At 63.2% G+C, this 12,385-nt stretch carries 12 protein-coding genes; 8 read left to right on the plus strand and 4 right to left on the minus strand.

The window, feature by feature from the left end:
* The first annotated feature begins 30 nt into the window (after positions 1 to 30).
* Complete coding sequence (locus EB815_RS27095) at positions 31 to 2,013, plus strand: acetyl/propionyl/methylcrotonyl-CoA carboxylase subunit alpha (RefSeq protein ID WP_056563505.1); 1,983 nt, start codon at positions 31 to 33, stop codon at positions 2,011 to 2,013.
* 78 nt (positions 2,014 to 2,091) lie between these two features.
* Here the strand turns inward: EB815_RS27095 and EB815_RS27100 are convergent, their stop codons facing one another.
* Positions 2,092 to 3,213, minus strand: coding sequence for a branched-chain amino acid ABC transporter substrate-binding protein (locus tag EB815_RS27100; protein WP_056563508.1), 1,122 nt, complete (start codon positions 3,211 to 3,213; stop codon positions 2,092 to 2,094).
* A 436-nt stretch (positions 3,214 to 3,649) separates the two neighbouring features.
* Positions 3,650 to 3,916 carry a sel1 repeat family protein gene (locus EB815_RS27105; RefSeq protein WP_010915070.1) on the minus strand — a complete coding sequence of 89 codons (267 nt, stop codon included), beginning with the start codon at positions 3,914 to 3,916 and terminating at the stop codon, positions 3,650 to 3,652.
* Positions 3,917 to 4,354: 438 nt separating this feature from the next.
* Between EB815_RS27105 and EB815_RS27110 the strand changes: the two genes are divergently transcribed.
* From EB815_RS27110 to EB815_RS27130, 5 genes are all read left to right on the plus strand, one after another.
* Entirely contained in the window at positions 4,355 to 4,696 is a 342-nt protein-coding gene (locus EB815_RS27110) for a DUF2147 domain-containing protein (RefSeq protein ID WP_056563511.1), read from the plus strand.
* A gap of 224 nt (positions 4,697 to 4,920) precedes the next feature.
* The gene (locus EB815_RS27115; protein WP_171883323.1) at positions 4,921 to 5,079 is read left to right on the plus strand and encodes a hypothetical protein; all 159 of its coding nucleotides are present in this window, start codon (positions 4,921 to 4,923) and stop codon (positions 5,077 to 5,079) included.
* Between the two features lie 40 nt (positions 5,080 to 5,119).
* Positions 5,120 to 5,314: a hypothetical protein gene (locus EB815_RS27120; RefSeq protein WP_056563514.1), complete on the plus strand. Its 195-nt coding sequence runs from the start codon at positions 5,120 to 5,122 to the stop codon at positions 5,312 to 5,314.
* A gap of 116 nt (positions 5,315 to 5,430) precedes the next feature.
* Positions 5,431 to 6,891 (plus strand): AMP nucleosidase, encoded by a 1,461-nt coding sequence (locus EB815_RS27125; RefSeq protein ID WP_244493894.1) that lies wholly within the window; start codon positions 5,431 to 5,433, stop codon positions 6,889 to 6,891.
* A gap of 132 nt (positions 6,892 to 7,023) precedes the next feature.
* Positions 7,024 to 8,034 carry an endonuclease/exonuclease/phosphatase family protein gene (locus EB815_RS27130; RefSeq protein ID WP_056565586.1) on the plus strand — a complete coding sequence of 337 codons (1,011 nt, stop codon included), beginning with the start codon at positions 7,024 to 7,026 and terminating at the stop codon, positions 8,032 to 8,034.
* 49 nt (positions 8,035 to 8,083) lie between these two features.
* Here EB815_RS27130 and EB815_RS27135 read toward each other — a convergent pair whose 3' ends face one another.
* On the minus strand, positions 8,084 to 8,683 hold the full coding sequence (locus EB815_RS27135; protein ID WP_056563520.1) for a DUF922 domain-containing protein: 600 nt from the start codon (positions 8,681 to 8,683) through the stop codon (positions 8,084 to 8,086).
* 153 nt (positions 8,684 to 8,836) lie between these two features.
* Positions 8,837 to 10,516 carry an electron transfer flavoprotein-ubiquinone oxidoreductase gene (locus tag EB815_RS27140; RefSeq protein WP_056563522.1) on the minus strand — a complete coding sequence of 560 codons (1,680 nt, stop codon included), beginning with the start codon at positions 10,514 to 10,516 and terminating at the stop codon, positions 8,837 to 8,839.
* A gap of 220 nt (positions 10,517 to 10,736) precedes the next feature.
* Here EB815_RS27140 and EB815_RS27145 point away from each other — a divergent pair, with 220 nt between their 5' ends.
* Both EB815_RS27145 and EB815_RS27150 read left to right on the plus strand, forming a co-directional pair.
* Entirely contained in the window at positions 10,737 to 11,381 is a 645-nt protein-coding gene (locus EB815_RS27145; RefSeq protein ID WP_081294686.1) for a hypothetical protein, read from the plus strand.
* Between the two features lie 51 nt (positions 11,382 to 11,432).
* Positions 11,433 to 12,305: a uracil-DNA glycosylase gene (locus EB815_RS27150; RefSeq protein ID WP_056563524.1), complete on the plus strand. Its 873-nt coding sequence runs from the start codon at positions 11,433 to 11,435 to the stop codon at positions 12,303 to 12,305.
* The last annotated feature ends 80 nt before the right edge of the window (positions 12,306 to 12,385 follow it).

A 12,385-nucleotide genomic window follows, 5' to 3' on the forward strand; every position in this document is an offset into this window, starting at 1 on the left:
GCGCCGCCCGCCACTAACCCGGGAGGCTCCATGTTCGCCAAGATCCTGATCGCCAATCGGGGCGAGATCGCATGCCGTGTGATCCGCACCGCCCGCAAGCTCGGCGTGCACACCGTCGCCGTCTATTCGGACGCCGACGCGAAATCCCTGCATGTCGAGATGGCCGACGAGGCTGTCCATATCGGCCCTTCGCCTGTCGGCGAGAGCTATCTGCGCGGCGACAGGATTGTCGCGGCGGCTCTTTCGACCGGGGCGCAGGCCATCCATCCCGGTTACGGCTTCCTGTCGGAAAATCCCGATTTCGTCGACCAGGTGGTGGCGGCGGGGCTCACCTTCATCGGCCCGTCGGCGGCCTCGATCCGCGCCATGGGACTGAAGGACGCCGCCAAGCGGCTGATGGAGAAAGCCGGCGTTCCTGTCGTTCCGGGTTATCATGGCGAGGCGCAGGAGATCGTGCTGCTTGCGTCCAAGGCGCGCGAGATCGGTTATCCCGTGCTGATCAAGGCGCGTGCCGGCGGCGGCGGCAAGGGCATGCGGCGGGTCGAGCATCCCGATGATTTTTCCGAGGCGCTGTCCAGCGCCCGGCGTGAAGCAAAGGCTGCTTTTGGCGACGACCGCGTACTGGTCGAGAAATATGTCGACAAACCCCGGCACATCGAAGTGCAGGTCTTCGGCGACAATTTCGGCAATGCCGTGCACCTCTATGAACGCGACTGTTCGGCACAACGCCGCCACCAGAAGGTGATAGAGGAAGCACCCGCCCCCGGCATGACGCCGGCTTTGCGCAAGGCGATGACAGAGGCGGCAGTGAAGGCCGCGAAGGCGATCAACTATTCCGGCGCCGGCACCATCGAATTCATCGTCGATGCCTCGCAGGGCCTCAAGGCCGACCGCTTCTGGTTCATGGAAATGAACACCCGCCTGCAGGTCGAGCATCCCGTCACCGAAATGGTCACCGGCACCGATCTGGTCGAGTGGCAGTTGCGGGTCGCCAGCGGCGAAAAGCTGCCCAGGTCGCAGAGCGAGATCGCGCTTGCCGGCCATGCCTTCGAGGCGCGCATCTATGCGGAAGACGCGGCAAAGGGGTTCCTGCCGGCTACGGGTACGCTGCATCATCTGAAATTTCCCGAAACAGCGCCCAACGCGGCCACGATGCGCATCGAGACCGGTGTGCGGGCCGGCGATGCCATCTCACCCTACTACGACCCGATGATCGCGAAGCTGGTCATCCATGCAAAGGACAGGCAAGCCGCGCTGGAAGCACTCGGCACAGCGCTGTCGCAGACCGAAATCGCCGGCTCCACCGTCAACACCGCCTTTCTTGCCGCTCTCGCCGCCGATCCGGATTTTTGCGCTGGCGACGTCGACACCGGCCTGATCGGCAGACATCAGTCGGCACTGACCGAGGTCGCGCCGCCGACCGGCGAAATCATCTCGGCAGCAGCCCTTGCCGCGTCCGGTGAAGGACTATTGCGGCCATCGAACGATCCATGGTCGTCGCTTTCCGGCTATGCGCATTTCCACGGCGTGGCGCGGCGCACGCGGCTGAAGTTCGGTGAGGACGATATTCTGGCAAAGCTTTCCGTGCGGCCGGACGGGCGTTTCCAGGTGGCGCTCGGCGCGCCCTATGACAGCGCCAATTCGCATGATTTTCGCGCCGCCCCACGCCTCGCCCGCTGGCCAGGCCACATCACTGTTTTCGAAGGCGCCATCGGCTACACTTTCGCGGTGCCGGATCCCTTGGCCAGAAGCGATGACGCGGCCGCCGCCTCGGGCAGCTTGCGCGCGCCGATGCCGGGTCTGGTCAAGCTGGTGCGCGCGGCGAAGGGCGATACGGTGATCAAGGGACAAGCTCTCCTGATTCTCGAGGCGATGAAGATGGAGCACACCATCGCGGCCCCGCATGACGGAGTGGTCGCCGAAATCGCCACGGAAGGTGCGCAGGTCACCGACGGGACGGTGCTGGTGCGGTTCGTCGAGGAGCAGACCGCCTCGACCGCTGCCGCAGGCTGATAGACGGCGCGCATCGCCGACCACAAAAACAAAATGGCCGGGGCGAGCCCGGCCATTTCTCTGGATTATCGCCTTGGATTACTGCGCGATCGGCGCGTACTTGCCGTCATGCCACTGGTTGATGTCGTAGCTGGCGTTCTTGAGGTCGCCCTTCTCGTCGAAGGTCACGTCGCCGACAACGGTGCTGATCGGCGTGCCGTTCTTCAACGCTTCGGCAACCTTGGCCGGATCGTCGCTGCCGGCACGCTTGATGCCTTCGGCGAAAGCCTGGACCACGGCGTAGGAGAACAGCGTGAAGCCTTCCGGCACGAAGCCGCCGGCCTTGATCTTCTCGACGGCCGCCTTGGCCTCCGGCTTTGCCTGCGGATCCGACGGGAAGACGAACATGGTGCCTTCGCCAGCCGGGCCAGCAACCTGCCAGAATTCCGGCGAGGCGATCGAATCCGGCATGATCAGCTGGAACTTAAGGTTCTGTTCGGCCGACTGGCGCAGGATCAGGCCGGCTTCAGGATGGTAGCCGCCGAAATAGACGACGTCGGCCTTGAGATCCTTGAGCTTGGTGACAAGCGCGGAATAGTCCTTCTCGCCGGGATTGATGGCGTCGTAGTAGACTTCCTTCAGGCCACCGGTGTTCATGGTTGCCCTGACAGCGTCAGCCACGCCCTGGCCATAGGCGCTCTTGTCGTGCAGGATGACGACGTTCTTGCCGGCATACTTCTTGGCGATCCACGGGCCGATGAAGGCGCCCTGTGCATCGTCACGCGTATAGAGGCGCATGATCGTCGGCCAGCCGGCCTTGGCGGCCGCGTCGGTCAGCACCGGGTTCGAGGAAGCCGGGCTCATCATCAGCGCGCCGGCTTCGGCATAGACGGCCGAAGCCGGAATGCTCGAGCCCGAGCAGGCATGCCCATCGATGAACTTGACGCCGTTGGCGACGATGCGGTTGGCGACCGACACTGCCTGTTTGGGATCGCACTGGTCATCCTCGATGTCGAGCTTGATCATCGAACCGTTGACGCCGCCCGCCGCATTGATGGCATCGGCGGCGGCCTTTGCGCCCTGCTTGAACTGATCGCCAATGGTTGCGAGCTGTCCCGTCATCGGGCCGACCACCGAAACGGTGATGTCGTCGGCGAATGCGACCGGCGCACTCATCATCAGGCCGAAAATGGCCGCGCTCAAAATACTCATTTTTTTCATTGCAATAGAACTCCTCCACTCACGCGCGGCCGCCCCGGCCGCGCTTCTTCCAGAGAGGCGGGACAATTTCATCCTTCATCGGGCCTGTCTAGGCGCATTGACGCCGCTCGATTGGGCCTGGGAGGCCTCATCCACGCAAAAAAGCCACGCCAGCCTTGTTCCGGCCGGTCATGGCTTTTTTGCCTGTCGGGCTGTTTCCCCAGCGCCCCCACGCCGCGAACCCCAACTTGGCCGTCCCTGTCTTTCCTGTTGACCATGATCTTGTCCGAAAACCGGATTCCGCTTTCCGGGATCATGGTCAGTCGTACGGCTTGACCTATTCGCCTGCCGCATTCTTGTTGTTGGCCTGTGGCCTGGCCGTCTGCGCAGCCTTGTCCCTGTTGTGGCCCGACCGTCTTTGAGCGATCTGGACCCGAGCTTTCCGTCTGTCGGAAACCTAGTGCATGGTCATCCATTCGCGGGCTTCGCGCAGCGCCTTGGCAATCTCGACCTTCGACATCGCCGCCGACAGTTCCGAGCGCAGTTCCGCGGCGCGGGCCGAACCCTTGATGGCAGCGATGTTGAACCATTTGTGGGCGGCAACGACGTCGGTCTCGCAGTCGCGGCCGGTCGCATACATCATGCCCAGTTCGAAAAGGATGTCGGCCTGGGCAGTTGCCCCCATGGCGCCGAAACCTGCTTCAAGCATTTCAAAACGTGCCATTTTAGTCCCCTGTCTGGCTCCCGAGAGCTGCCTCCGTTTGTCTTGTCCGGGCCGCTCTTTCGATGCTTTCGAGAATGCCGGTCAGGCTTGAATCCGTCGTTAAATGGCGTGCTTAATTTGAGGAAAACAAAGCTAAAACAAGAGGTAAACGCGGAAATTCGTTAAGGATACGAAGCCAGTGTTTCAGCCGATTTTCGCTAAATTTGACGAAAATTTTCCAGGCTTGAATCAACACTCCGCTAACCACGGGAAACAAACACGATGCGCAGGTCGTTTTCATTTCCTCCGCGACGAGGCGAATTCAGGCGCCTTCAGAATCCCAAAGTCTTCCGCTGCGGCACCGCTTTTGTTTTGGCGGGAGCTGGATTAGCTTACGTTTGCGTAAGCGGCACACCGGCGAGGCGGAGCATCCGGCCGGCCATCCAAAGGGAGGAAGAGATGTTTCGAAAAGTGAGCCTGGCCCTTGCAGCCACAGTGATCATGGTGGGAACGGCGTGGGCCGATCCGATCGAGGGCAACTGGAAGACGCAAGCCGGCGACACCGCGGCCATTTCAGGCAGTGGCTCGTTTTCGATCACGCTCAAGTCAGGCAAATATGCCGGCAAGACCATCGGCTCGCTCAAGGCGGCCGGGGACAACAAGTATGCCGGCAGCATCACCGACCCGGCAAACGACAAGACCTATTCGGGCAAGGCGACGTTGTCGGGCACCTCGCTCAAGATGAGCGGTTGCGTGCTCGGCGGCCTGATCTGCAAGAGCCAGACCTGGCACAAGCTCTGATCGACCATATCCTTGCGACATGATGACGGGGCCTGGCGGGCCCCGTTTTCGTTTCATCGGCAGCCAAGCACTGATGCTATTGCCCTGCCGCCGATGGCCATATCAGGCCGGCGGCGACCGGATCGGATCCCGTCAATCATTTTGAACCGCAGATGAACGTCGGCATCAGAGCCGGTTCAGAGGCGTTGGCGCATTCTCCCGCGTGTTGAAGGAGACACCACCCGATGCTTGCTCGCCGCTTCACCATCGTCTGCCTGCTGATGAGCCTGTTTGGAATGTTCTTCGCCATCCTCGTCGCCGAAGCGGGCCGTTCCCCCCGCGCCTGGGACGAAGCCAGTTCCAGGACATGCCGCCTCGCCTGCCCCACCCACCTTCGCAACTGAACCAAAGAAACCAGACCTCGAAAAGAAAAGCTCAGACATCATGAACCGCATCGCCGCCAACGCTCTCAAGACCCTTCGGCTTCTGCCGCGGGCGGCGCTTATCCTGATGGTCCTGGCCGCTCCGGTCCTGGCCGTGCCGATGATGCGCGCCGACGCCGGCTCGACGATCGAGGCTCCGGCCCTGAAGAAGTCCGGCGTCGGCTTCGTGCTGCTGGTCAGTCTGCAGCGGGGATAAAGAAAAACGGCGCTTTGTACGCCTTCGACAGCGACACCCCTCCCAACCGCTCGTCCGAGTCTCTATATTGAGCCATGGAAAAGCGAATCTACCCTCAAGCCATCGAATCGGTCGTCATGCCGGAGCCTTTTGGCCGGCAAAGCTTCGACAATGCGGCCAAAGCGGTCGCGGCACTGCAACTGCTTTATGACCGCAACACCAAGTTCCTGCGCGATTCCTTCGCCGCCCTGGCAGCCGGCGGTGACAGCAGCAAGCGCTACCGCGCCTTCTATCCCGAGATCGGCGTCACCACGAGTTCGTTCACCCAGGTCGACTCGCGCCAAGCCTACGGCCACATGCCGACGCCCGGCCATTTCGCCACCACGATCACGCAGCCGCACTTGTTCGAGAACTACCTGATCGAACAGCTTCGCCTGATCATGCGCAACCACGGCGTGGCGGTCACGGTTTCGGAATCGACCACTCCCATTCCACTGCATTTCGCCTTCCTGGAGGGGACTTACGTCGACGGCGCCGCCGCGGAGCGCATCAAGCGGCCGATCCGCGACCTGTTCGACGTGCCGGATCTCGACGGCACCGACGATCAGATCGCCAACGGCACGTTCGAAGTGGCCTTCGGCGAACCAAGACCGCTAGCCCCATTCACGGCGCAGCGTATCGACTACTCGCTGCACCGCATGACGCACTACACGGCGACCAGCCCGCAACATTTCCAGAATTTCGTGCTGTTCACCAACTACCAGTTCTACATCGACGAGTTCGGCGCCCGCGCACGCGACCTGATGGAGAAGGGCGGCGGCGGTTATGTGGAATTCGTCGAACCCGGCAATGTCGTGACCAAGGCCGGACAAAGCGCGCCGAGCGAAGGCGTTGGACCACAGCGTCTCCCGCAGATGCCGGCCTATCACTTGAAAAAGGCGAACCATGGCGGCATCACCATGGTCAACATCGGTGTTGGCCCTTCAAACGCCAAGACGATCACCGACCATATTGCCGTGCTGAGGCCGCATGCCTGGGTAATGCTTGGCCATTGCGCCGGGCTGCGCAACACCCAGGCGCTCGGCGACTACGTGCTGGCGCACGCCTATGTGCGCGAGGACCACGTGCTTGACGACGATCTTCCGGTCTGGGTGCCGATCCCGCCGCTGGCCGAGATCCAGGTGGCTCTGCAGGAGGCGGTTGCCGAAGTCACCGGCCTGTCCGGCTACGATCTGAAGCGCATCATGCGCACCGGCACGGTCGCCACCATCGACAACCGCAACTGGGAACTGCGCGACCAGCGCGGACCTGTGCAGCGCCTGTCGCAGTCGCGTGCCATCGCGCTCGACATGGAATCGGCGACGATCGCCGCCAATGGCTTCCGCTTCCGCGTGCCCTACGGCACGCTTTTGTGCGTGTCCGACAAGCCACTGCATGGCGAGTTGAAACTGCCTGGCATGGCGACCGAGTTCTACAAGCGGCAGGTGGCGCAACACCTGACCATCGGCATCAGGGCGATGGAGAAGCTGGCCGAGATGCCGATGGAGCGGCTGCATTCGCGCAAGCTCCGCAGCTTTTCGGAGACAGCGTTCCAGTAGGTGGCCGCAACGCCTCGGCGAGGCAATTCGTCGTCTTGCTCAGGCCGCAATTGGGCCGCTAAGCAGATCGAACGGATCGTCGGGCGGCATTCAGCAGACACGACCTCAATGACAACAGGCGCGCGCTTGAAAATGACGGCTGGGTTGGCATTCCTGGCGATGACGGCACTGTCGGCAGCGCTGTTGGCCGGGTTCTTCGGCACGCTGCACCCCGCTTTCGATTCGTTCTCGCATTTCCGCACTCACCTCAGCGTGCTCATGGCGCTTCTGGCACTGCCGCTGCTCGCCAGTTCGTTTCGGCTGCAAGCGGCAGCGGGGCTGCTCTTTGCCATCGCCTGCCTGGCCACGACGGCAAGCGCCCTGCCGAGGCTTTGGCCGCAGCCCGCGGTTGCCAAGCCCGCCCATCAGGCCGTCTACAGCCTGCTGCAGATGAATCTGCGCTTCAACAACCCGACACCGAAGAAAGTGCTCTCCCTGATCGGCCGCACCAATCCGGACGTGATCACCCTCGACGAAGTGTCCGGCATGTGGACGACCGAGCTTGGCTACATCACCAGCGCCTATCCCTACCGTATCCTCTGCCCTTACCCGAACGGCATGTTCGGGGTGGCTTTGCTGTCGCGCCGGCCGTTTGCCGCCGACACCGCACCGCGTTGCGAGCCGCGCGGCGCGATGGCGACCGCCACCATCGACTTCGGCGGGATCGGGGTCGATGTCGCCGCGATCCATTTGAGCTGGCCGTGGCCGAAGGAGCAGTACTGGCAGATTGGCGAACTGGCGGAACCGCTGGCCGGGCTCGGCGAGACCGCGATCATGGCCGGCGATTGCAACGCCGTGCCGTGGAGCGCGGCGGTGCGGCGGGTCGCGGCTCTCGGCAGGCTGACCGTCATGCCGTCGGCCGGACCGACCTGGATCCACCGGACACTGCCCGATTTCCTGCGCCGCTATGCAGGCCTGCCCATCGACCAGGTGTTCAGCAAGGGCGGCCTGACGATCCTGTCTTCGACGCGGCTGGAGGATACTGGCTCCGACCACCTGCCGGTGCAGGTCGAGTTCACGTTAAGGCCTGGCGACAAGCAGCCTGAAAATGATCACGCCACGGCGCTCGCGGCGAACGGCTCTCAAAACAAGCCGCGGGGCTGATCCAGTCATCCCGAGCGAAGCAGAACGGCACCAGTGCTCCCGGTGCGCATCAATCAAGCTTGGTCAGCGCGTCGACAAGATGCTCGACATGGCCGCCGCCCCGATGCTCGCGGGCGTCGAAAGCGTTCTGCTTGGCTTCGTATTCGGCATAGGTGGCGTTGATGCGCCGCCTCGCCTCAAGGTGTGTGCCCGTGCAGAACCAGTTGTCCCGGCGCTCCAGGCCGGCAAGCGCGGTCTCGGTGGCCCTCATCATCCGCATCGCGATGCGGCCATGCGTGTGCTCGTGCCTGCGGACGCCAGCCATGAACCCGTCCCAGCGCTTGCGCAGCCCGGGGCTTGCCGGCGATAGCCGTCGCGGGAAGGTGTAGGTCAGGTCGAGCTTGCCGTTGGCCTGCCGCAGACGACAGGTCCCGTCCTGGCGGCTGATATCGAGATCCCAATGCACCGTGTAGCCGGTTTCGGCGATGGCGCGTGTCATGTAGCCGTGCTTCGGTCCCAGCCGGTCCATGGCCTCCACGAGGTCGGCTCCGGTCTTTCCGGCAACATCATAGGTACGGACGTGAACGATGAGCTTCGTGCCCGCCGACGCGGCTGATACGCAGGACAGCACACAGGCCGCGGCGAGCATCGTCAGGCTGGTCAGGCGCATGTCCGCCTCCTTTGTGGGTGGCCAAGCAGACCACACTCGGCGAGGCGCTTCAACGGCCCTGAGCAACGTCCCAGTCTCGCGAAGGCGACAGACAGGCCGGGGCCGTCCACATGTCCGGTATTTTTCCGCCGGATCGAGGCCTGCCAGCGCGGGTCACATGCCTTGGTAGACTGGCCCCTCGCCGCCCTGCGGCGGCACCCAGTTGATGTTTTGGTTCGGGTCCTTGATATCGCAGGTCTTGCAGTGGACGCAGTTCTGCGCGTTGATGACGAAGCGGACGTCTTTCGCCGCCGGATCGGCGGCGGCATTGCCATCCTTGTCGACCCACTCATAGACGCCTGCCGGGCAATAGCGTGTCGAAGGCCCGGCAAAGACATCGTGCTCCGAGCGCTTCTGCAGTTCCATGTCGCCGACCAGCAGGTGGACCGGCTCGTTTTCCTCATGGTTGGTGTTGGACAGGAACACCGAGGACAGGCGGTCGAAGGTCAGCACGCCATCAGGCTTCGGATAGGCGATCTTCTTGTGCTTGGCGGCGGGCTCGAGCGCGGCATAGTCGGCCTTGCCGTGTTTCAGCGTGCCGAAGGGCGAGACGCCGAACAGCGTGTTCAACCACATGTCGAGGCCGCCGAGGCCGATGCCGACGATGGTGCCGAAGCGCGACCACAGCGGCTTGACGTTGCGCACCTTCTTCAAATCCTTGCCGATGTCGGTCGCGCGCCAGGCTTCCTCGTAGGTGGAAAGCTCATCATTGGCACGGCCCGCGCCAATCGCCTCGGCGACATGCTCGGCCGCGAGCATTCCCGACAGCACTGCATTGTGGGAACCCTTGATGCGCGGCACGTTGACGAAGCCCGCGGCACAACCCATCAGCGCGCCGCCGGGGAACGACAGTTTCGGCACCGACTGCCAGCCACCCTCGGTGATGGCACGCGCGCCATAGCCCAGCCGCTTGGCGCCCTCGAAGGTACCCGCGATCGCCGGATGCGTCTTGAAGCGCTGGAACTCCTCGAATGGCGAGAGATAGGGATTCTTGTAATTGAGGTGGAGGACGAAGCCGACCGCCACCTGATTGTCCTCGAGATGGTAGAGGAAGGAACCGCCGCCGGTCTTCATGTCGAGCGGCCAGCCGAAGGAATGCTGCACCAGGCCCGGCCGATGGTTCTCCGGCTTGACCTGCCAGAGTTCTTTCAGGCCGATGCCGTATTTGCCGGGCTCGCGGCCGTCGGAAAGCTTGTATCTGGCGATCAGCTGCTTGGCGAGCGAGCCGCGCGCGCCCTCGCCGATCAGCACATATTTGCCCATCAACGCCATGCCCGGCGCGAAGCCCGGGCCATGCGTGCCGTCCTTCTCGACGCCCATGTCGCCAGTGACGACGCCGGTGACGGCGCCTTCCTCATTGTAGAGCAGTCCGGCGGCGGCAAAGCCCGGATAGATCTCGACGCCAAGCGCCTCGGCCTTGGTCGCCAGCCAGCGGCAGACATTGCCGAGCGAGACGATGTAGTTGCCGTGATTGTTCATCAGCGGCGGCATCAGGATGTTGGGCAGACGGAAAGAGCCGGCGGGGCCGAGCACCAGGAAATGGTCCGCCGTGACCGGGGTCTTGAACGGATGACCTTCTTCATCGCGCCAACCGGGCAGCAGCCGATCGATGCCGACAGGATCAACGACGGCACCGGAGAGAATGTGAGCGCCGACCTCGCCGCCCTTTTCCAGCACGACGACGGAAAGCTCGGGATTGACCTGCTTGAGGCGGATGGCCGCGGCAAGGCCGGCCGGACCGGCACCGACGATGACCACGTCGAATTCCATGCTCTCGCGTTCGATATCGCTCATCAACCCCTCCGCACTGGCTTGCCGCTGTTGCGTATCTTGCTGGCTCCTGCGCTGCATAGCGCATCAATTGGCGACAGGAAACCGGCGCATACGTGACAATGCGGATTTGGCCAAAAAGTCGCGCATCCCGCCGCATGATAGCCGTCAGCGCCTCGCGAGAACCGCGGTCCACGCGTTTTTTAATTGTTCGACGGCTTGCTTATCGGCCATACTTCCCGCCATGCGCATTCCTGGGCCAGCAGGCTTTCCTTCGACGCGCTTTGTTTTCACGCCCGGCCGGGCCTGCCGGGCGATTCTTTTGGCCCTTCTGACGTCGGCGCCAGGGCATGCCGCCGCGGACGAGGTGAAAGTCTGGGCGACGGGCGCCTACTCCTTCTCCGACGAGCTCGGCGGCTTCCGCATCACCGGAGCCTCAGGCATCGGAACCAAGGACGATCCGCTGGTCATAACGGAAGAGCTGAATTCAGCGACGCCGGTGACGCTGACCATCCGCACCACCAAGCCGATCCAGACATTCGGCAAGGCGGGCGAGTTCGCCAACGGCATCATGTATATGCGCATCGACGTGCTCAACAACAGCGGCCAGGCCTGGATCGAATTCCAGTTCGAGCTTCAGGAGATACTGGACCAGCCGAGCGTGTTTGGCGACGGGCTTTCGTTCGACCAACGCAACAAGACGCCCGACAATATCTGGTCCAGCAATTTCGCCGATTTCGACCGCGACTTCGAACCCTACGACCGGTTGCTGTTCAAGAACGGCAAGGTCGATCCGCTGAAGACCGCCAGCTTCGAGTTCCTGATGACCGACTACACGCCGCGCTGGACCTTCTATCTGGTGCAGGATCCGCGCATCCCAACGGGATAGGTCGAGCGGCCGGCCTTGCAAATTGCAGCCACGCGGACGAATGTGCGCCCCATGACCGCCGCGTCCCCCAACAGCCCGACCGATATTGCCGACATCCTGGCCTTCTACGCCAGCGCCGGCGTCGATGAGGCGCTGGAAGACGCCCCGGTGAACCGTTTCGCCGAGGCGGCGCCGAGGCCTGTGGAGCGCACGCCGGCGCCGGTGGCATCCCCTCGCGAGGACAGGGCGCCGGAGCGGCTCGCCACATCATCCGGGTTGGATGCAAGCAAGGTGCCGGATGCGCCGGCGCGCACCATGCCCTCCGCCATACCCGACGAGGCGCAGGCCGCTCTCGCCCGGCAAATGGCGGCAAGCGCCTCGACGTTGGAAGAACTACGCCAGCACATGGCCGCCTTCGATGGCTGCAATCTCAAGGCCACCGCCAAGAATCTAGTGTTCGCCGACGGCAACCCGGAGGCCGCGGTCATGCTGGTCGGCGAAGCACCCGGCCGCGACGAGGACATTGAGGGCCTGCCCTTCGTCGGACGTTCGGGCCGCCTGCTCGACCGGATGCTGGCCGCGATCGGGCTCGACCGCACATCGGTCTACATCGCCAACGTCATTCCCTGGCGGCCGCCTGGCAACCGCACGCCGACCCCGCACGAGACCGAGATCTGCCGACCGTTCATCGAGCGCCAGATCGAGCTGGTCAATCCCAAGGTCCTGATCAATCTCGGCGGCCCGTCGGCCAAGACCTTGCTCAACACTTCGGAAGGCATTTTGCGGCTGCGCGGCAACTGGCGCGTCCACACCACGGCCTCGGGCACCGCCATTCCGGCCATGCCGACGCTGCATCCGGCCTATCTGTTGCGGACGCCGGCGCACAAGAAGCTGGCATGGCGGGATTTTCTCGAGGTAAAGGCGAAGCTGCGCTCACTCTCCTAGATCGAAATGACGTTGGACTGAAGCACTCCCACTTTTCGGGATCATGCTCTGGCGATAACCTCGCAGGTAATTGAAATGCC

Source organism: Mesorhizobium loti (assembly GCF_013170705.1).
GTDB lineage: Bacteria > Pseudomonadota > Alphaproteobacteria > Rhizobiales > Rhizobiaceae > Mesorhizobium > Mesorhizobium loti_D.

Excerpts from the sequence above, each read along its gene's own strand:
- EB815_RS27095 (WP_056563505.1), top strand. The coding sequence starts at position 31 with ATGTTCGCCAAGATCCTGATCGCCAATCGGGGCGAGATCGCATGCCGT.
- EB815_RS27100 (WP_056563508.1), bottom strand. The coding sequence starts at position 3,213 with ATGAAAAAAATGAGTATTTTGAGCGCGGCCATTTTCGGCCTGATGATG.
- EB815_RS27105 (WP_010915070.1), bottom strand. The coding sequence starts at position 3,916 with ATGGCACGTTTTGAAATGCTTGAAGCAGGTTTCGGCGCCATGGGGGCA.
- EB815_RS27110 (WP_056563511.1), top strand. The coding sequence starts at position 4,355 with ATGTTTCGAAAAGTGAGCCTGGCCCTTGCAGCCACAGTGATCATGGTG.
- EB815_RS27115 (WP_171883323.1), top strand. The coding sequence starts at position 4,921 with ATGCTTGCTCGCCGCTTCACCATCGTCTGCCTGCTGATGAGCCTGTTT.
- EB815_RS27120 (WP_056563514.1), top strand. The coding sequence starts at position 5,120 with ATGAACCGCATCGCCGCCAACGCTCTCAAGACCCTTCGGCTTCTGCCG.
- EB815_RS27125 (WP_244493894.1), top strand. The coding sequence starts at position 5,431 with ATGCCGGAGCCTTTTGGCCGGCAAAGCTTCGACAATGCGGCCAAAGCG.
- EB815_RS27130 (WP_056565586.1), top strand. The coding sequence starts at position 7,024 with ATGACGGCTGGGTTGGCATTCCTGGCGATGACGGCACTGTCGGCAGCG.
- EB815_RS27135 (WP_056563520.1), bottom strand. The coding sequence starts at position 8,683 with ATGCGCCTGACCAGCCTGACGATGCTCGCCGCGGCCTGTGTGCTGTCC.
- EB815_RS27140 (WP_056563522.1), bottom strand. The coding sequence starts at position 10,516 with ATGAGCGATATCGAACGCGAGAGCATGGAATTCGACGTGGTCATCGTC.
- EB815_RS27145 (WP_081294686.1), top strand. The coding sequence starts at position 10,737 with ATGCGCATTCCTGGGCCAGCAGGCTTTCCTTCGACGCGCTTTGTTTTC.
- EB815_RS27150 (WP_056563524.1), top strand. The coding sequence starts at position 11,433 with ATGACCGCCGCGTCCCCCAACAGCCCGACCGATATTGCCGACATCCTG.